Consider the following 21,031-nt stretch of genomic DNA (forward strand, 5'->3'; position numbering starts at 1 on the left):
TACATAAAAGATTGATAAAAGAATTGTTAATTTTATTTAATGTTAATAATTTATATATTTTTATTAAAATTTTATATCTTTACAACCTGAAAAATATGTCTAGTTTCAAACTTCAGATGAGAAAATATTTGTCCATTATATGTATCACCTTGAGTGTTATATGTTTAGCGCAGTTTAGAGCTGAGAATGAGTTTGATAATAATAATCAAATTCAATCTAACGAACAACAATCCAACCATAATGTTGATCCAAATGATCCAACACAGGTTCAAAGTGCTCCAAATAATACATTTAACGAAAATGAGGAACAAAATTCTAATTTAGTCCCTAATGGAGGTGAACATCCGGAAGGTCCTGGTAATCCAGGTGAACCTGTACCTATTAATAGTCTTATCCCGGTATTACTACTAAGCGGTATGTCTTTGATGATTTATTATCAGAGAAAAAATAAGAAAACTAATATTTAAAAATATTTAAATCCGGAATTTTAAAATTTCGGATTTGTTTTGTTAAGATGTACAAAAGCTTTTTAAAACCATCATTTGATTTTATATTTTCATTTATACTGTTATTGATATTATCTCCTGTATTATTGATAGTTATCATTCTGTTATATTTTTTTAATCACAAAAATGTGTTTTTTCTTCAGAGCCGCCCGGGTAAGAATGAAAAAGTTTTCAAAATCATTAAGTTTAAAACTATGACAGACCAGAAAGATGAGTCCGGAAATCTTTTGCCGGATGAATTCAGATTGACAAAAATGGGGAAATTCGTAAGAAAAACTTCTTTAGACGAACTTCCTCAGCTAATCAATGTTTTGAAAGGGGATATGAGTTTTATAGGGCCTCGTCCACTTTTGGTAAGCTATCTTTCTTTATATAATGAAGAACAGAAGAAAAGACATTTGATTAAGCCGGGAATAACAGGGTGGGCTCAGGTTAATGGCAGAAACACAATCACGTGGGCTCAAAAGTTTATTTATGATGTGTACTATGTCAATAATATCAGTTTTTTACTGGACGCTAAAATATTTTTATTAACTATTAAAAAAGTGCTTAAAAGAGAAGGTATTAATACTGTTGGACAAGCAACTACAGAAAGTTTTAATGGAAAGAACTAAAAAATGAAGACAAATATTTTAATTACATCTGCAGGACAAAGGGTTTCTTTGGTTAATGCTTTTATGAAAGAACTTAAAAAAAAATTTCCTGATTCCAGGGTAATTACAGTTGATCTTCAACCAGAATTATCACCGGCTTGTCAAATTTCGGATTTTTATTACAAAGTTTGTAAAGTAACAGATGAAAATTACATCCCAGAAATTTTAAATATTTGTGAAAAAGAAAATATAGGAATGGTAATTCCTACCATTGATACCGAATTGAGAGTTTTTTCAGATAGTATTGGCTTTTTTAAACTTAATAATATTCATTTGATTATTTCAGATAAGCAATTAATTAAAAGTTGCAGAGATAAGAGAGAATTAAATATTTTTTTTTCAAAGCATGATATAAAATTTCCTAAACCTATTGATAAAAAAAATCCAACTTTTCCACTTTTCATCAAGCCATATGATGGTAGCCTGAGTCAGGATATCTATATAATTAAAAAAGAAGATGAAATTACAGATTATCATTTGGGTCATCCTAAGTTTATGTTTATGGAATATATAGATTCTTCTCTATATAAAGAATATACTGTAGATTGCTATTATAACAAAAATAATGAGTTATCATGTGCAGTTCCAAGACAGAGAATTGCTATAAGAAGTGGAGAAATCCATAAAGGTGTTACTACTAAAAATGAAATTATAAATTACTTACTAGAAAAACTCCATATAATATCCGGTGCAATAGGATGCATTACAATTCAATTGTTCTACAACAAAAACAATAACGATATTATAGCAATCGAGATTAACCCAAGATTCGGAGGGGGATATCCGCTTTCTTATGAAGCAGGAGCTAATTATCCAAAAATGTTAATCGAAGAATATTTTGAAAATAAAAGCATTAATTATACTGATGATTGGGAAGACAAATTATTAATGCTAAGATATGATGCAGAAGTTCTTGTAAGAAATTATGAATAAATATATTGTTTTCGATCTGGATGATACGCTCTTTTATGAGGTGGATTTTCTAAAATCTGCTTATAAAGAAATTGCAAAAAAACTTGTCCCAGACGATAATTATATTTCTCTTTATAATGAGATGCTTGAGCTTTACTATAAGCAACAAGACGTTTTTGGAATCTTAGCTTCGAAATTTAATTCTTCAAAAGAAATGCTCCTCAACTTATACCGTGAGCATTTTCCCGATATCAATTTAAGAGATGGAGTAAAAGATATTTTGAATAAATTAAAAGACGAAAATATAAAAATGGGGCTGCTCACAGATGGTAGATCTGTTACTCAGAGAAACAAGATTAAGGCATTGGATATTGAAAATTATTTTGATAAAATCATAATTTCAGGAGAGTTTGGGTCAGAAAAGCCGGATAAAAAGAATTATAATGTTTTCCTAGAGCCTGGATATGAGTTTTTCTATATTGCGGATAATCCCAAAAAGGATTTTATCACGCCCAATCTACTAGGTTGGAAAACAATTATGATAGAAGATAATGAGGGCAAGAAGATTCATGCAATCCCCAATATTTTACAAGAAAAATATAATGCAGAAAAAACAGTATCATGGCAATATTTTTATGCTTTAATTGAGTAACTTTGTGAAAATATCAATCTAATATTTTAATTGTAATTTATAAAAGTAAATAGCAATCAAATTATAAGTTTGAATAAAATTTAAACTAACGTATTTTAAAATAAATGAAGTCTAAAATCTGGCTATCGTCTCCACATATGGGCGGTGGGGAAATGAAATATGTTCAAGAAGCGTTTGATCAAAATTGGGTTGCGCCTTTGGGCAAAAATGTAGATGAATTTGAGGTTGCCATAGAAAAATTTCTTATTAAAGATAAATTTGTTGCGGCACTTAGTTCCGGAACAGCAGCATTACATCTGGCATTGATACAATTAGGCATCGGTTATGGTGATGAGGTAATATGCCAATCATTTACATTTTCTGCTTCTGCAAATCCTATAAAATATTTAGGTGCCAATCCTGTTTTTGTAGATTCCGATGAAGTTAATTGGAATATGTCACCAGCATATCTGGAAAAAGCAATACAAGATAGAATCAGTAAAAATAAAAAGCCAAAAGCAGTAATTGTAGTTCACCTTTATGGTATGCCTGCTTTGATGAATGAGATTTTGGCAATTTGTGAAAAATATGAAATTCCATTAGTAGAAGATAGTGCAGAGGCTTTAGGATCAAGTTATAAAGGAAGACAATGTGGAACATTCGGGGAATTTGCCATATTATCTTTTAATGGTAATAAAATTATTACGACTTCTGGTGGTGGAGCATTAGTAACAACAACAAAAGAACAAAAACAGAAGACAATTTTCTTATCAACACAAGCAAGAGATCATGCACCTCATTATCAACACTCGGAGGTTGGATATAACTATAGGTTGAGTAATATCTGTGCAGGAATTGGTAGAGGACAAATGGAAGTTTTAGATGAAAGGGTTCGCCTGAGAAGAGATAATCACAGCTTTTATAAAGAACTATTTTCTAATACTGAAGCGGTTGATGTTTTCTCTGAAGCAAACTCTGATTTTTTTTCAAATCACTGGCTCACATGTATTACTCTTAATAAGGATTTGACAAAAAAAACAACTCATGATCTAATGACTGCATTTGCAGAGGAAAATATAGAAACCCGTCCATTATGGAAACCTATGCATCTTCAGCCTGTTTTTAAAGATTGTCCGTATTATGGAGAAACAGTTGCTGAAGATTTGTTTAACGCAGGATTGTGTCTACCTTCTGGTTCCAATATTACAAATGATGATAAAAATAGAATTAATGAAGTCATAAACAATTACCAATTTTAACAATAACTAACCAAAAAATGGACAAGGTTAAAAATCTTAAAAGATTTTCACTGAATGATAATGTATTGGATCTTGCCGATCTTAAATTTTTACCAAGATGGGTCATCTTAGTTATTGATATATTAATTGTAATTTTATCTCTTTCTGTATCTCATTTACTTATAATAGGGCTGGAGGTTAAGCATTATAATGTATTCCCATTATTATATGTTTTTATCTTTATCATTGCTATTAATGTGTTGTATATGTATATATTCAAAACATATTTAGGCGTGATTAGGCATTCTACTTTTGTTGACTTATTCAAAATTTTTCTTGCAAATCTATGCAGTGTATTAACAATCATAATTATTAATTACACATACTATTTCAGTTCTAATAAAAAAATAATTCTTATTCCTTTTTTGGGGCTTTACTTTGCAATTTCTTGTCTCTGTTTATTTGTATTTAGACTTTGTGTTAAAGGTATTTTCAATATTATAAAAGAAAATAAAAGGAGTTCCAGCAGGAAAAAAATATACATATTAGGTGATGATGATACTTCTGTTGCTATTGCTCAGGTTATTATTTCTAATCCCAGTTTGCCTTTTGATATTCAGGGTTTTATATCTTATAGTAATAAAAGAGTTAGCATTAAGTTATTAGATAAAAAGATTATTACAAAACAGAATTTTATTAATAATTTAAAAAATGGCAGAAGTGACGTAAATGGTGTTTTGGTGATTAAAGAAACCTTGCAGAAGGAAGAGTTAGAATTTTGGGTTAATTTGTTTTTGGAGCATAACCTTAAAATTTATAAAGCGCCGGCAATGCAAAAGCTGCGCACCAATGATATTATCAATAATATAAAAACCATTCAGATTGAAGATTTGTTAAATAGAAAACAAATTAAACTTGATAATCTGGAGGTGAAAAAAAGACATTTTCAGAAAACTATTCTGGTTACAGGAGGTGCCGGTTCTATCGGTGGAGAAATCGTAAGACAAGTTGCACTTTTGGAACCCTTACAGATTATTATTCTGGATCAATCAGAAACACCGCTTTATGATACTGAGCTGGAAATGAGGGAGCTATACCCTCATATTAATTTTAAGTTTATTCTCGCTGACATTTCCAACTATAGTCGGTTGGAGCCTTTGTTTGCAAAATATAACTTCTCAATGGTATATCATGCGGCTGCATACAAACATGTGCCGCTGGTAGAAGATAATCCACACGAAGCGGTTCTTGTTAATATTTTGGGAACTAAGAATCTAGCGTTACTTTCCAGCAAATATAATGTCAATCGTTTTGTAATGGTTTCAACCGATAAAGCCGTGAATCCTACCAATGTTATGGGCGCTTCAAAACGTGTTGCAGAATTATTTGTACAATCTTTACAGAATGTTGAGGGTAACACGACGAAATTCATTACAACAAGATTTGGAAATGTTCTAGGCTCTAATGGATCTGTAATTCCACATTTTAGGAGACAAATCGAAAAAGGAGGACCTGTTACAATTACACATCCGGAAATTGTTAGGTACTTTATGACTATTGCTGAAGCTTGTGAATTGGTTTTGCATGCCGGAACAATGGGTGCTGGAGGAGAGATTTATGTATTTGATATGGGAGAACCGGTAAAGATACTTGAATTAGCAAAACGAATGATAAAGCTCTCAGGTTTCGAGCCTGATATTGACATTAAGATTATTTATACAGGTTTAAGACCAGGAGAAAAGCTATACGAGGAACTCTTGAGTGACAATACCAGAACATTACCAACCTCTCATGAAAAAATAATGATCTCAAAAGATCCGTCTATGTATTTTGCAGAAATAGATGAATTAACAGATCTTGTCATTGATTTTTCTAAAAAAGAAGAAAAACAAGAAATAGTAAGAATATTAAAATCTATAGTAAAAGAATTTAAAAGCAATAATTCTATATATGAATCGTTAGATAAATAAGAATTCCTATATTTGCAAACCTTCAGTTAAGAATTATATTTATGAGAAGAGCTTTATCCATAGTTTTTATGGCGTTTTTAGTATATACTGTATTTTCGTGTAAAGCAAGAGAAGATATACAATATGTTAAAAATATTGAAGATGTAGCAATAAAAGAATCTATTAAGGCTAATACATCTACAATACAGCCAGGAGACCAATTGGCTATTACAGTTTTGGCGAAAGATAATGAGGTGGCAAAACCTTTTAACCAGAACTATTATTCTACAGACATGTCTCAATTTTCTTCTGTTCCTTCGCGTAACGCATCAATAGAACCTGTTTATAATGTTGACGGCAAAGGTAATATCGATTTTCCGATATTGGGAACAATCAATACTACAAACCAAAACCTTGATCAGTTTAAAGAAAGTCTTAAGGAAAGATTAACAAAATACATTAAAAATCCAGGTGTTAATGTAAAAACCGTAAATTTTCGGGTTACTGTTTTGGGAGAAGTTAACAGAACAGGGACTTTTAATATTGACGGTGGTCAGCCTACAACGATTCTTAATGTTATAGGTATGGCTGGTGATCTTACGATATATGGGCAAAGAAAAAATGTTCTCGTGATCAGAAATGTTGATGGTGCTACCACGAAACAATACATAGATCTTACAAACGCAGAACTTTTTAATTCTCCTTATTATTATGTAAAGCAGAATGACGTTATTTATGTATCTCCAAATAGTGCAAGAAAAAGTGCCTCATCTTATGGGCCTCAGATAGGTATTGTTATCTCTGTAGCATCAGTTTTAGTAGGAGTTTTAGCTCTTCTTTTCAGGTAAAAGAGAAAATTGTGCAGAATTATTTATCATTCAAAAAAATTATTAATTAATATTAATCTATAGCACTGCTGTAGATAAAAAACTAGTTAAATGGACTTGACGAAAAAGGAAGAAGAAATTAATTTGAGAGAAATTATAAAACCATATACAAAAAAATGGTATTGGTTTTTAGTGTCTATTTTTCTTACGACTGTTTTAGCAATTTGTTATATATTATTCACAACACCGGTTTATAAACTTCAGTCTTCCGTATTGATTAAGGATGCAAAAAAAATGTCAACAGCTTCTGCTGATTTTGGTGTACTTTCCGGACTAGGAGGCTTTGCCGGGATGGGAACTAATAGTATTGAGAACGAACTGGAAATTTTCAAGTCTAAAAGGATAATGGAGGACGTAGCTAAAAATCTTAAGCTGCAAATTTCTATTTTTTCCCGAGAAAAGTTTCATGATGTAGAACTCTACAAAGATACAAATCCCTTTAATGTTCTTGTAATCAATGAAAAGCAATTTGAGAAACTACCTAAAAAGCCTATCGATATTAAAATTAATGGTGATAAAATAACTTTGTCTTCTAAGGAACTGAAAAATGATATCATTACCACTTTTAATAAGACTATCAGCTTGCCGTATGCTAATATTATGGTAACTAAAAATCCAAAGTTTAACCGAATGAAGGTAAAGAAAATGGATCTAAACGATTTTTATTTTACTTATTCAGATTTAGAAGGTACTGCTAATAGTTATCAAAAGTCATTAGAAATAGATCTTGCGGATAAGGAAGCTACAGTTGTTTTACTATCATTATCTAACGAAAACACTGATAAAGGGAAAGATATTCTTAATGATATAATGCGTGTGTACAACGAATATGCTATCACAGATAAAAATACAGAGTCCAAAAAGACCAAAGAATTTATTGATGAGAGAATAGTGTTGATATCAAAAGAATTGGGTGAAGTGGAAGGCGATAAGGAGCGTTTCAAAATCGAAAATAATCTTGTTGATATTGGAAGTGAGGCAAGAATTAATTTACAAATATCAACAGAAACAAAACGAAAAGAGCTTGAGCTTGACACACAAATAGAAATAAGTAAGATGCTTCTTGGATTTGTTAATAGTCAATCAAATAATTATCAAGTTCTTCCTACGAATATCGGATTAGATAATCCTACTGCGACATCCAATATTACGGCATATAATAAACTGGTGATGGACAGAAATAGATTACTGGAGAATGCGACCCCTGAAAATCCGTTAGTAAAAGAAATTACAAAGGATATTAGTGATCTTAAAAATGCCATGAGAGAAAGTATACAACGCTATCTAATTAATCTAAATGCGACAAAAAATCAGGTAATCAAAGAAAACAGATCTAGTGATGCTGAAATACAAAAAGTTCCGAATCAAGAGAGATTATTTAGGAATATAGAAAGACAGCAGCAAATCAAGGAGAATCTTTATCTTTTGTTATTGCAAAAAAGAGAAGAAGCAGCTATCTCAATGGCTATTACTGGAGAGAAGGCAAGGGTTGTAGATTATCCATATGTAGATAAAAAACTGGTAGCACCCAAAAAAATATTTTCTATTCTTGGAGCTTGGATTCTTGGTTTTATAATACCATTTGGAATAATTTACCTTCGAAGTTTATTAAATACTAGAATTGTCAGTAAGCATGAACTAGAAAAATTAGTTACTAAGCCAATTCTCGCAGAGATTCCTAGAGTTTATAAAAAGGACAATGAAATTATTGCAAAAAATGATGTTTCACCATTGGCTGAAGCTTTTAGAATTTTAGTTACTAATCTAACTTTTATGGTACCTAAGAACAAAAATTTAAAAGTGATTTTTGTAACTTCGACTGTAAAAGGCGAGGGTAAGACTTTTGTGTCAGTGAATCTTGCAATAGCATTATCTACGGGTGTTAAAAAAGTTTTAGTAGTTGGTTCCGATATTAGAAATCCACAATTACAGAGATACAATCCTGCAATGAAAAATGCAAAAGGATTATCAGAATATTTGTATGGAGAAGTGAATAATACTAAGGAAATTATTCATCCAAGTGGATTTCATTCAAATCTAGATTTTATATACTCCGGTATTATACCTCCGAATCCTACCGATCTTTTACAAAACGGACGTTATTCGGAATTGTTAGAATCATTGAAGAACAGTTATGATTTTATCGTTCTTGATACGGCTCCATTGATGCTTGTAACAGATTCTTTATTAATTTCCAATGTTGCCGATGCTACTGTATATGTTACAAGATCAGAAATTACAGAAAAAAGTTTTACTGATTTTGCAAATAAGCAAATTGATTCTGATAAAATCAAAAACGTTGGTTTTGTTCTAAATGATGTACATAAGAGTAATTTTGGTTATGGTAATAAATATGGATATGGTTACCAGGCCGAAGAGAAAAATTGGTGGCGAAAATTTAGATAATGACTAATAATAATTCCTTACTTAAGAATTTGACTTCATTAAGTTTAGTTCAAACGGCAAACTATATTTTTCCATTTATTACTATTCCTATTGTTTCAAGAGTATTGGGTCCAGATAAAGTAGGATTAATTAATTACAATGCTGCTTTTGTATTATATTTTGTTTTGCTTATTAGTTATTCCTTTGAGCTTACGGGTGTTAGGCGGGGTATCAAAATAGCAGAAGACAATGAAAAACTAAATGTGCTTTTTTCTACAATTTTTTTTTCTCAGGTGTTGTTATTTATAGTTTCACTATTAATTTTTTTGGTGTGTCTTTTTTTTATGTTTTCCTTAAAGCAAGATCCTTTTGTTTCAATAGTTAGTTTCTTCTTTTGCCTGCAATTTTTATTTACTCAGAATTGGATTTTTCAAGTTAAAAATGAACTCAGATTTATAGCTATTTTTAATTTCATTGCTAGAGGTTTCATAATGTTTGCTGTAGTTCTTTTTGTAAAAGAAAAATCAGACTATATTAAATATGCAGTTATTTTTAACATTATTCCTGTTTTAGTTTCTTTAATTTCTTTTTTTATAATTTTAAAAAAATATAACATTAACATTGTAAAACCTAAACTTAAAGATATTTTTAATATTCTTAAGGAAGATAGAATTATTTTTTTTTCCAACGTTGTAATAATAATTTATTTTAACTCAAGTACTGTTATATTAGGATTATATCATAGTAATGAAAGTGTAGGTTATTATACATCTGCTCAAAAGGTTGTAGACATTGCGAGGAATGTTATTATGAGACCTTTTGTACAAGCTTTTTTTCCTCTAATTGCGAGTCTTATAGTTACTAATTATCAATTAGGAATTATTAAAATTAAGAAAATTTTGCCATTTTTTGTAATATTAACAATATTTATTGTTATTTTAATAGGTATATTCGGGCCTCTTATAATTCAATTTTTTTTTGGAAGTAAATTTAATAATAGTATAATTCTATTAGAAATTTTAAATTTGGGCTTATTCGCCATTTTTATTAATATGTTTTTAGGATCTATTGTTATGCTTAATCTTAATATGGACAAAATTTTTTTAAAAATTTCTCTTTTTGCTTCTATATTTTGCTTGATTTTTAATCTTATTTTTGTCCCGAAGTATGGAGCAATTGCAACTGCTTCTATTTGGACAATTACCGAATTTTTAATAATAATTTGTGAGATTATAGTAATAAAAAGAAATAATATAGAAATTTTTTCTATAAAGTATTTTTATCCAAAAAGTATATTTCAAAATATAAAAGAATTGAGAAAAAATCTTTAATTATAATATAAATGAAAATCGTTTTTGCTTCTGTATTTGCATTTGATGCTAATATTTCTTTAATTAATGAATTAAAAAAGGATAATGATGTATACTTTATTACGGAAGCTCTTTACGAAGTTCATAATTATCTTAATAGAGAAAAATTAACAAAAATTATTAATTTTGGAACGTCTGTTGAGCAATTAACTAGATTTAAAGATCTATTAAATTTAGAAAAAACTTATGTTATTAAGGGAGTTAGAAATTCTAATTTGTTTAGAAAAATTTATAATTCAATTATAATTAATAATCTTATTAAAAAGATAGATCCAGATATTCTCTTATTGGATAATTGTGTATTAACTTATATTATTTCTGCTTTATTTTACAGAAAAAAATCGTTTTTAATAGTACATGACCCATTTATGCATTCTAATGAGTCAAATAAAATTGATGGTTTCTTAAGAATGTTTTTTTTTAAGTTAATTAAAAATAAAATTTTACTTAATTTTAATCAAAAACAAAAATTTATAAATAGTCACAACTTTACTTCGGAGGAAGTTGATGTTTCGTTTTTAAGCGTATATAATTTTTTGACTTACTTTGGTTCTAAAAAAAATAGAAATAAGGATAAATTCAAAATTCTTTTCTTTGGAAGGATATCTCAATATAAAGGAATTAAATATTTACTTGAAGCATTTGAAATTATCAATCAAAAAGAGGAAAATACTAATTTTACTTTAACTATTGCTGGAAGTGGAGAGTTCGATTTTGATATTACTACTTTTGAAAAAAAAAATAATATTGAAATTATCAATAGATATATTGATGTTAATGAACTCTCAGAACTGATTTTTGAGTCTTCAGTTATAGTTTGTCCATATATTGATGCTACACAAAGTGGTGTAGTTATGTCAGCATATGCCTTTGGAAAACCTGTAATAGCTACAAATGTTGGAGGATTACCAGAAATGGTGTTACATAATATTACTGGAATAATAGTAGAGCCTAAGAATGCCAATCAATTAGCCGAAGCAATTATATATTTATTTAATAATCCTGAAATTTTGAATTTATTATCCGATAATATTAAAAATATTTATATCGAAGGAGAAAGGAGTTGGAAAAAATCTGCCGGCTTGATACAAGAAATTTTTCAAAGAAAATATAATAAGAATTCATAATCTTATATATAATATTAGTGATTTATATAATAACATTTTTTTTGTCGGTTTTAATACTTAATTTTTCTGTATTTTTTTATAAATTAAAGAAGAATAGGGTAGGACATATTTTTCTGGTAATAGGTTTGATTCTACCAGCTACTTTAGCAGGTTTAAGAGATTTATCTATAGGTACCGATACAAGTTTCTATGTGTTAGAGGCCTATAGAGCTGCCTATAGAGCCGATGATTACAATTACTATTTAATGAAAAGCTATCTTGAGCCTGGTTATAGTTTTTTTAATTATAGTATAACAAAGTTTTTTGAAAATATCCATTGGGTTTTATTTTTTATTCAATGGTTTATATTATCTTTTATTGCTTGGTCAATATTAAATATTCGTCAATATAAGCTTTTTCCATGGGTGTTTTTAACTTATTTTATGTTGTACTTCAACAACTCCCTCAACATGACAAGGCAATCTATGGCTATTGTTATATGTATATTTTCATTTTCATATTTACTAAAGAAGCAATATATAATCTCTTTTTTTGTAGCTTTAATAGCTTTATTTTTTCACTTCACCTCATTTATTTTTCTTTCAGTATTCATATTATATTTTTTTTCAATTAAAGTCAAAAAGCATTTTTGGTTTATTCAGGTAGCTATGGTTATTATTGCAGCAACTGTCGTTATTGCCCTAGATAATTTAATCACTTTATTTATAGGATCAGGGGTTTTAACAGATAAATATGATGCATATACATCAAAAGGATCTTTTGGATCTAATATTCCATTATCTGATTTGTTTTTAAGTATAGCTGTATTTACATTGTTTTTTGTTTTCCAGAGATTTTCTAATTTAGAAAAAAACTTAAAACGTTTTTTTTCTACAATATTTCTAATATCTATTGTTCTTTGTTTTGCAGCGGTAAAATCTACGTTTGCAGTACGAGGCATGTATTATTTTTCTTATCTTTCTATTATTATTTTACCTATGTTAGTCAACAGTGTTGATAATAAGTATCAGAAATTATTAAAAGTATTGTTATTATTTTTATATATTATGTTTTGGTTGTTAACAGTAGTTGTCGCTAACCTAGGAGAAACTTATCCATATACTTCAAAAATTATGAACTTATGACCTATCCTTTAATAACGGTAATAATTCCAATATATAAAGTTGAAAAATACTTAAGTAAATGTATAGATAGTTTAATAGATCAAGACTATACTCAATTAGAAATTATATTAGTTGATGATGGTTCACCTGACAATTGCGGCAATATTTGTGATAAATATGCAATACAAGATAATAGAATTAAAGTAATTCATAAAAAAAATGGCGGATTATCGGATGCTAGGAATGCTGGATTGAAAATTTCAACTGGTGATTTTATAACTTTCGTTGATAGTGATGATTATGTAAATAAGGATTTTATTAGCACCTTGGTCAATTTAATTCAAGATTTTGAAGCCGATATAGCTATTTCTCCATTTATTCATTTCAAGGATGATGAAAAAAAAGTAAAAAAGATCTTAAGTATAAACAAAGTAAAGACTTATACAAATATTGAAGGCTTAATAAATATGTTTTATCAATCTGATTTTGATAATAATGCAACATCAAAATTATTTAAAAAAGAGCTGTTTTTCAATGTCACCTTCCCAAAAGGATTATTATATGAAGATTTAGCAACAGTATATAAATTATTTTTGAATAGTAACAAAATAGTTTTCATAAATAAATTTAACTACAATTATTTGTTGCGAGATGAAAGTATAGAAGGTTCATTATTTAGTCAAGAAAAACTTGACAGTCTTTTAAAAATTATTGTTGAACTAGAAGCATTGAAGAAAAGCAATCATGAAATTGTAGAAGCGGTTAATTGTCGTATACTAAGTTTTCTTTTTCATTTGCTATTTGAGACAGAAAAAGCTAGTAAGGCAGAAAGGCAAATTTTTTCTCTAATTAAAAAATATAGAATCTCTGTACTTATAGATATAAATGCTAGAAAAAAAGCTAGATATTCGGCCTTACTATCTTTTTTGGGTATAAAATGTTTGAGGTTTTTTTATAAGTTTGTAAAATCTAGAAAATGATAAATATGAATGGCAAATCTAAAATAAAAATTGTTTTAGTATTATTTTTTTTGCTAATCACAATACAGATGTTTTTTAAACAGTTTTTTTATGGACAATCCTCTTCTGTATATGTGGATTTATCTAAACAAACAAAAAAAGAATCAGTTGCTGGATTTCTTCATTTAAATGATATTGATGCTTTGAATGAACAGATAAAAATTTTGAAACCTAAATATTGGAGATTAGGGAATTATTTATTTAGTTATAAGCAAAGAAGAGAAATAATTACAGGACTCACAAAAAGGGAAATAATTCCAATTGTTGTCTTAAGTGATTTATGTATATATAAAACAATTAATGAAGAATCAGGTAGTGGCGAACGGATTCAACCTTTTTTAGATTCGAAGAATTATTTAAAATTTATAGAAAAAATTTACAAAGAAAATGGTAATACTGTAATCTATGATATTTGGAATGAACCAGATACAAATTTTTGGTCAGGCTCAAAAGAGCAGTTTTTTAGCGCTTTTAAAATGGCTCATGATAAGATAAGAAGTTTGCCAGGAGGAGAAAACGCAAAAATATTAGGTCCCGGTACGTCAAGATTTGATAAACAATACTTGGAAGACTTTTTATTTTTTTGTAGACAAAACAAAATAAAATTAGATATAATTGCATGGCATGAGGGAGGTGTTTTAAATGAAGCAAAAAATATGGGTAATAATATAAATTATGCAAGAAATAATTGGTTAAATAATTTTTATGATCTTCAAATAAAGGATATCTTTATTCCTGAAATACTTTGGGAGACTGAGCAGTTTAATCCTTTAGCTGTATATGCATATCTTGATACAGTTGAAAAAAATAATGCAAAAGGGGCATGTAAAACGTGTTGGGATTTATCACCTGAATTGGGAGGTAACACGTGTTTTAATAATTCCATGGACGGTATAATTACTCCCAAAAAAGAATTGAGGTCCGTGTGGTGGTCATATAAACTATATGCAGACTCCTTAGATAAGAGGTTGGTGTCTAGTAGTAGTGATGAGAATATTATTACATCTGCATATATTTCTCAAAGTTTTGATTTAATTATTGTACTCGGTAATGTTACAAAATTGCAAACAAGAATGGTTAACTTAACGATAGATAATGTTAATGTAAACAAAATTAAATTTTCATCTCTAAAGCTTTACGAAATTCCAGATAATGGACCAACTGCACTTAAATCTCCAAAATTAATTAAACAAAAAAAAATATATATAAAAGATAATAAAATCAGAGTGCAAATTGAAGATTTAATGCCTTCTAAATTATATTATGTTAGTATTAATAGTAAGTAAATTACAGTAAAATTGAGAAAAAAAATTGTTCATTTTGTTGAAGCTTTCGGAGGAGGAGTTTATACTTATGTAAAGGATTTATGTAATTTTTTAGTGCAAAATTCCACAATTAACTGTGAAGTTCATTTGATTTATAGCCCCAACAGAATTGAGTTTGATGATGAGATTTTTCGTAATGAAATTGATTCTAAAGTTATACTTCATAAACTAGATATGCAAAGGGAAATAGTTTTGAAGAAAGATCTTGATGTCATTTTAGAAACAAGAAAAATTCTGAGAAAAATTCAACCAGACATCCTTCATCTTCATTCGTCCAAAGCAAGCGTTATTGGTAGATTAGCTTCCCTTGGATTAATTAATAAAAGCAAGATATTTTATTCACCACACGGCTACGCTTTTATTCAACAGAATATCTCTAAAGAGAAAAAAAAAATTTTCAAATTCATAGAAAATATTATGCCTGCTATTTTTGGAGGTTTAACTATTGCTTCTGGAAACACTGAGTTTGAGATTTCAAAAAAAATATCAAAATCTGTTCTCATAAGAAATGGTGTGGATTTTAATTTGCCTGAAATGCTTATTAATCCAAGAAGTAACCAAAAATTAACTATAGGCACAATCGGAAGACTTACCACCCAGAAAAATCCAAAATTATTCAATGATATCGCGGAAAGAATACCGGACGCAAATTTTATTTGGATTGGGAATGGAGAACTGCAGGATCAAATCAAATCAGAAAATATCCAAGTGACAGGTTGGATCAGAACAAGGGAAGAATTATTAAATAAACTGAATGAAATTGATATTTATCTTCAGGTTTCACTTTGGGAAGGTCTACCCATTGCCTTAATTGAAGCAATGGCTATGAGGAAACCCTTAGTAGTTAGTAATATTGTAGGTAATAAAGATTGTGTGGAAGAAGGTTACAATGGCTATACATTTAATTCTATAGATGAAGCTATAACTAAAATAAAGAAATTTACCGATAGATCATTAGTGAAAAAAAAGGGTGATAATTCTTTTAATAAAGCTTTTAGAGAATATCATAAAGAAAAAAATTTTTCAGATTTATTAGATTTATATTTAAGAAATTTCAATTGATAGTGTAATATTTTTTTTCTTATATAAATAATCTTATTTTTGTCTTTTAACTAATGTATGAAAACAGAAAAAATCGGGATAACTTTTTCAGCCTTTGACCTACTGCATGCAGGTCATGTAAAAATGTTGGAAGAAGCTAAAACAGTTTGTGATTATCTTATAGTTGGATTGCAAATGGATCCTACAATCGATAGACCCCATAAAAACAAACCTACACAATCTGTTGTTGAAAGATATATTCAACTGAAAGCATGCAGATCTGTGGACGAAATAATCCCTTACAATACAGAAGAAGATCTTATGGATATATTGAAGTCTTTTGTAATCGATGTCAGAATAATCGGTGATGATTATAAGGAAAAGCAGTTTACTGGAAAAGAATATTGTGAACAAAAAGGAATACAGATTTATTATAATAAGCGTGATCATAGATTTTCTAGTTCTGCCCTAAAAAGAGCTGTTTTTGATCAAGAGTTACAAAAAGTAAATAAATAACTCTATGGAATTAATAGAAACTCCTCTAAAGGATTGCTATATAATTGAACCTACTATTTTTAATGATAACAGAGGTTACTTCTATGAGAAATTCAATGAGAAAAGATTTGAAGAATTGACAGGAATGAATGGACATTTTGTTCAGGACAATATTTCCAAATCGTCTTATGGAGTATTAAGGGGGTTACATTTGCAAAAAGGAGAACATGCACAAGCAAAATTAGTTTCTTGTTTAGAAGGTAAAGTCTTCGATGTCGCAGTTGATTTAAGAGAAGATTCACCAACATTTGGTAAATGGTTTGGCGTAGAACTCACAGAGGGAAATAAACTGCAATTCTATGTTCCTAGAGGTTTTGCCCATGGCTATTCCGTGCTTTCAGAAACAGCAGTTTTCTCTTATAAATGTGATAATTTTTATAACAAAGATTCAGAAGGTGGCGTATTATGGAATGATCCTGACCTTAATATAAATTGGCAGTTACCGGATTCTGATATCATTATTTCAGAAAAAGATATGATTATGCCTGGCTTATCTTCTAAAAATTTCTGAATTCAAAAACACTAATAACCTTTCTTTTTAATATCTTTAAAGACGAATTAAAAGGAATTAACAACATAACTTGACTAGATATATGATTGTTTATCTATTTAGACACTTGCCCAAGATATTTCTCGTTGTAGATTATATTGTTATTAATCTTTTACTTTATCTTAATAATCTTTATTTTTTTGAAACTCAAAAAAGCGAATTATTCAGTATCGATTACAAAGTTCAATTTTTAATAATTAGTTTCTCTTGGTTTGTTATAACGCAATTTACAAAATTATATAAAAATCAAACCTTAAAGGAATCTTCATTACAATTCAATGCATTAACAAAATCAATTTTACTTTTCATTTTATTTTTATTAGTTTATTTATTTTTAATCTTTTCGAACAATATAAACTACGCAAAATTTGGATTTTATTTTTTAGCTATAAGCTTGTTCATGTTCGCTTCACGGTTTATTTTATTTTTATACCGAAAAAAAAACAGAGTTAAAATCGGGCGCAAGCTATATACATTCAAGACGGTTATTATTGGAGAAAGCGAGTTTTCCGAATCCCTTCTTGTAAACAATAATCTAAGAAGAAACCTGGGAATCCGCGGTACATATAGTGCGGATAATGATTACAATAATAAAATGTATCTTGGAAACATTGATGACCTTATTAAAGATATAGAAAATTCTAAATTCAATAGTATCATATTTTGTGACAATAAAATTGATGTTAACCTTTTTGAGAAAATAGTTAACCTGGCAGAACATAAGATGATCAGGATATATATGGATCCGAACTTTAAATATAAATATTTGAGCCCGTATTATCTTGATATTATTCAGGATGTTCCATTCTTGAAGTTGCTGAAAGAGCCACTTTCAAGCCCAAGGAAACAAATTTTAAAAAGAGTTTTTGATATTTTGTTTTCATTATTCGTAATAACTTTTATTTTATCCTGGCTGCTTCCTATTGTTGCAATTATCATCAAGCTCGAGAGCAAAGGCCCTGTTTTCTTTTTGCAGAAAAGATCCGGTCTTAATAACGAGCCTTTTAATTGTATTAAGTTCAGGAGTATGTCGGTTAATGAGGTTGCTGATCTTCAGATTGCCAAAAAAAATGATTCCAGAGTAACTAAATTTGGAGCATTTATGAGAAAAACCAGTGTGGATGAACTTCCACAGTTTATTAATGTTTTTCTTGGTGATATGTCTGTGGTAGGACCAAGGCCGCATATGTTATCTCAAACTGAACAGTATTCCAAAATCACAAAAAAATACATGACCAGACACGTTGTAAAGCCTGGGATTACAGGTTGGGCACAGGTTATGGGTTCCAGAGGGGAGATATTTTCTGATAGAGATATGGAAAAACGGATAGAAAAAGATATCTGGTATATACAGCATTGGTCTTTTTTCCTTGATCTTAAAATTATTTTTCTTACTTTCTATAATATATTAAAAGGAGATGAGCAAGCATATTAATGTTTTTTATGTAAATACAACAATCAGGAATCAAATTTTTGATTCCTTTTTTTATTCCTAAATTTACAGTCTTAAAATTGTAAATAATGCGTACCAAATCTGTAGGTAAAAAGAAAATTAATATCGTAACTCTTGGCTGTTCCAAAAATGTCTATGATTCAGAAGTTTTAATGGGTCAGCTGGAAGCTAATGGAAAGCAAGTCGTGCATGAGGAAAAAGGTGATGTAGTGGTTATTAATACCTGCGGATTCATAGATAACGCAAAAGAAGAAAGCATTAATACGATTTTAGAATATGTGGATCTTAAAAATCAGGGTGTTGTAGAAAAGGTCTTCGTAACAGGTTGTCTTTCCGAAAGGTATAAACCGGACTTGATTCGTGAGATTCCGGATGTTGATCAGTATTTTGGGACACGTGATTTGCCAATTTTATTGAAGCATCTTGGTGCGGACTACAAACACGAATTGGTAGGAGAGCGGCTAACAACAACTCCCAAGCATTACGCCTATCTAAAAATTTCTGAAGGCTGTGACAGGCCTTGCTCGTTCTGTGCAATCCCTTTGATGAGAGGTGGGCATATTTCCACACCTATTGAAAAATTGGTTATCGAGGCGCAAAAGCTTGCAAAAAAAGGAGTTAAGGAATTAATTCTTATCGCTCAGGATTTGACTTTTTACGGGTTGGATATTTATAAAAAAAGAGCTCTCGGTGAACTTTTACAGGAACTCATCAAAGTGGACGGTATTGAATGGATTCGTCTTCATTATGCCTTCCCAACAGGATTTCCAGAAGATGTTCTGGATATTATCAGAACAGAGCCAAAGATTTGTAATTATATTGATATACCACTTCAGCACATCAACACAGAATTGTTGAAAGCAATGAAACGAGGAACGACGTTCGAGAAGACCAATGCTCTTCTGGACAAATTCCGTGAGAAAGTTCCGGATATGGCGATTAGAACAACTTTGATTGTTGGTTTTCCTGGAGAAACAGAAGAAAGATTCGAGGAATTAAAACAATGGGTGCGAGATCAGCGATTTGACCGATTAGGTTGCTTTACATATTCCCACGAGGAAAATACGACGGCTTATGTTTTGGAAGATATTATCCCGGACGAGGTGAAACAGAAAAGAGTAGAGGAGATTATGGAAATCCAGCAGCAAATTTCTTGGGAGAAAAACCAGGAGAAAGTTGGTAAAATTTTCAAATGTATATTTGACAGAAAGGAAGGTGATTATTTCGTAGGAAGAACGGAATATGATTCTCCCGACGTTGATAATACGGTTTTAGTTTCTGCAAAAGACGTTTATATCTCTATTGGAGAGTTTGCTAACGTCAAAATTACTTCAGCTGAGGATTACGATTTGATTGGAGAATTAGTATAACTCAACATTTTTATAATAAAAACACCATCTTATTTTTAAGTTGGTGTTTTTTTGTTTTTGTTAAAAAAAACAATGAATTTGTATAAGTTGTTGTTTTTCAATTGTTTGTCATTTCTTTTAGGTCTTTAAATAGCTTAAATTTTAATATTTTCAATTATTGATAATTAAATTTACTATTTTTCATCGAATCGATATACTATTTTGCTTTATAGTATTTATATTTAGCTAACATTGATTTAATATTGTTTTATATTGATAATGTTAAATTGGTGTTTAAAATTTAAAATATTGATTTTCAGCGTTTTATTTATTTTTGGTAGGTCGGTATAATGTGGAATTTTTAAGAATGTTATAAAATAATTAACATTTTTTAACAAATTCTGTGATCACCTTACTATAGCTACATTGCGGCTATCAAAATTTTGTTTTTGGCGTGTTCGCAGCATCTGAAACCCAAAAGCGATGTTTCAGACATCATTCCGAATATCTTTGCAGAGTCAAAACCAATAAATATGTTCAAAATGATGAAAAGAGTTATTCTCGTAATCATAATGATGATTTCAACACTTGGTATTTATTCCTTCAAGAGTAATGCCACAGATGCCAAAACAAGTTTTGCATCGTTCTACCACGATAAATTTAATGGTAGAAAAACAGCAAGCGGAGAGATTTTCAATAATAAAGAGTTAACCGCTGCTAACAGAACCCTTCCTTTTGGAACAGAAGTAAAGATTACTAATTTGATTTCTGGGAAGAGTGTTGTAGTGAAAGTGAATGACAGAGGTCCTTACCATTCTTCAAGAGCCTTTGATCTATCCAAAGCTGCATTTAGTTCAATCGCAGATACCAGAAAAGGTACTATCGCCATTGAATACGAAATTATCGACTAAGATTATCTTACATTAAAAAGAAAAACCATCTCAAAACGAGATGGTTTTTTGTTTTTAGTATATGATG

19 protein-coding genes are annotated in these 21,031 nt (G+C 29.5%); all 19 read left to right on the plus strand.

The annotated features are described in order from the left end of the window. The first annotated feature begins 11 nt into the window (after positions 1-11). Complete coding sequence (locus AC5P2S_RS04495; RefSeq protein WP_283417337.1) at positions 12-467, plus strand: hypothetical protein; 456 nt, start codon at positions 12-14, stop codon at positions 465-467. A 47-nt stretch (positions 468-514) separates the two neighbouring features. Then, positions 515-1,120, plus strand: a complete 606-nt coding sequence (locus tag AC5P2S_RS04500; protein ID WP_494556373.1) for a sugar transferase — start codon at positions 515-517, stop codon at positions 1,118-1,120. Positions 1,121-1,123: 3 nt separating this feature from the next. Continuing rightward, complete coding sequence (locus tag AC5P2S_RS04505) at positions 1,124-2,092, plus strand: ATP-grasp domain-containing protein (RefSeq protein WP_494556374.1); 969 nt, start codon at positions 1,124-1,126, stop codon at positions 2,090-2,092. Continuing rightward, a complete protein-coding gene (locus AC5P2S_RS04510) occupies positions 2,085-2,723 on the plus strand; it encodes an HAD family hydrolase (RefSeq protein ID WP_494556375.1) in 639 nt (212 codons plus the stop codon). The genes AC5P2S_RS04505 and AC5P2S_RS04510 overlap by 8 nt, the downstream gene beginning before the upstream one ends. A 104-nt stretch (positions 2,724-2,827) precedes the next feature. Then, complete coding sequence (locus AC5P2S_RS04515) at positions 2,828-3,961, plus strand: aminotransferase class I/II-fold pyridoxal phosphate-dependent enzyme (protein ID WP_283417333.1); 1,134 nt, start codon at positions 2,828-2,830, stop codon at positions 3,959-3,961. Positions 3,962-3,978: 17 nt separating this feature from the next. After that, positions 3,979-5,910 (plus strand): polysaccharide biosynthesis protein, encoded by a 1,932-nt coding sequence (locus tag AC5P2S_RS04520; protein WP_283417332.1) that lies wholly within the window; start codon positions 3,979-3,981, stop codon positions 5,908-5,910. A gap of 41 nt (positions 5,911-5,951) precedes the next feature. Next, the gene (locus tag AC5P2S_RS04525) at positions 5,952-6,737 is read left to right on the plus strand and encodes a polysaccharide biosynthesis/export family protein (RefSeq protein WP_494556376.1); all 786 of its coding nucleotides are present in this window, start codon (positions 5,952-5,954) and stop codon (positions 6,735-6,737) included. Positions 6,738-6,827: 90 nt separating this feature from the next. Beyond that, on the plus strand, positions 6,828-9,182 hold the full coding sequence (locus AC5P2S_RS04530) for a GumC family protein (protein WP_494556377.1): 2,355 nt from the start codon (positions 6,828-6,830) through the stop codon (positions 9,180-9,182). Further along, complete coding sequence (locus tag AC5P2S_RS04535; RefSeq protein WP_494556378.1) at positions 9,182-10,492, plus strand: oligosaccharide flippase family protein; 1,311 nt, start codon at positions 9,182-9,184, stop codon at positions 10,490-10,492. Before AC5P2S_RS04530 ends, AC5P2S_RS04535 begins: the two co-directional genes overlap by 1 nt. Before the next feature lie 11 nt (positions 10,493-10,503). Beyond that, complete coding sequence (locus AC5P2S_RS04540) at positions 10,504-11,658, plus strand: glycosyltransferase family 4 protein (protein ID WP_494556379.1); 1,155 nt, start codon at positions 10,504-10,506, stop codon at positions 11,656-11,658. A 41-nt stretch (positions 11,659-11,699) separates the two neighbouring features. Further along, positions 11,700-12,782, plus strand: coding sequence for an EpsG family protein (locus AC5P2S_RS04545; protein WP_494556380.1), 1,083 nt, complete (start codon positions 11,700-11,702; stop codon positions 12,780-12,782). Beyond that, a complete protein-coding gene (locus tag AC5P2S_RS04550) occupies positions 12,779-13,741 on the plus strand; it encodes a glycosyltransferase family 2 protein (protein WP_494556381.1) in 963 nt (320 codons plus the stop codon). The genes AC5P2S_RS04545 and AC5P2S_RS04550 overlap by 4 nt, the downstream gene beginning before the upstream one ends. Before the next feature lie 5 nt (positions 13,742-13,746). Further along, entirely contained in the window at positions 13,747-15,066 is a 1,320-nt protein-coding gene (locus tag AC5P2S_RS04555; RefSeq protein ID WP_494556382.1) for a GH39 family glycosyl hydrolase, read from the plus strand. A 12-nt stretch (positions 15,067-15,078) separates the two neighbouring features. Continuing rightward, entirely contained in the window at positions 15,079-16,167 is a 1,089-nt protein-coding gene (locus AC5P2S_RS04560) for a glycosyltransferase (RefSeq protein ID WP_494556383.1), read from the plus strand. Positions 16,168-16,224: 57 nt separating this feature from the next. Continuing rightward, entirely contained in the window at positions 16,225-16,662 is a 438-nt protein-coding gene (locus AC5P2S_RS04565) for an adenylyltransferase/cytidyltransferase family protein (RefSeq protein ID WP_494556384.1), read from the plus strand. A 4-nt stretch (positions 16,663-16,666) separates the two neighbouring features. Next, entirely contained in the window at positions 16,667-17,212 is a 546-nt protein-coding gene (gene rfbC / locus AC5P2S_RS04570) for a dTDP-4-dehydrorhamnose 3,5-epimerase (RefSeq protein WP_494556385.1), read from the plus strand. An 82-nt stretch (positions 17,213-17,294) separates the two neighbouring features. Continuing rightward, positions 17,295-18,686 carry an exopolysaccharide biosynthesis polyprenyl glycosylphosphotransferase gene (locus AC5P2S_RS04575; RefSeq protein ID WP_494556386.1) on the plus strand — a complete coding sequence of 464 codons (1,392 nt, stop codon included), beginning with the start codon at positions 17,295-17,297 and terminating at the stop codon, positions 18,684-18,686. Between the two features lie 86 nt (positions 18,687-18,772). Further along, a complete protein-coding gene (gene rimO / locus AC5P2S_RS04580) occupies positions 18,773-20,074 on the plus strand; it encodes a 30S ribosomal protein S12 methylthiotransferase RimO (protein WP_494556387.1) in 1,302 nt (433 codons plus the stop codon). A gap of 521 nt (positions 20,075-20,595) precedes the next feature. Beyond that, positions 20,596-20,964 carry a septal ring lytic transglycosylase RlpA family protein gene (locus tag AC5P2S_RS04585; protein ID WP_120212887.1) on the plus strand — a complete coding sequence of 123 codons (369 nt, stop codon included), beginning with the start codon at positions 20,596-20,598 and terminating at the stop codon, positions 20,962-20,964. Positions 20,965-21,031: the final 67 nt, after the last annotated feature.

Source organism: Epilithonimonas sp. 33E, assembly GCF_059372615.1.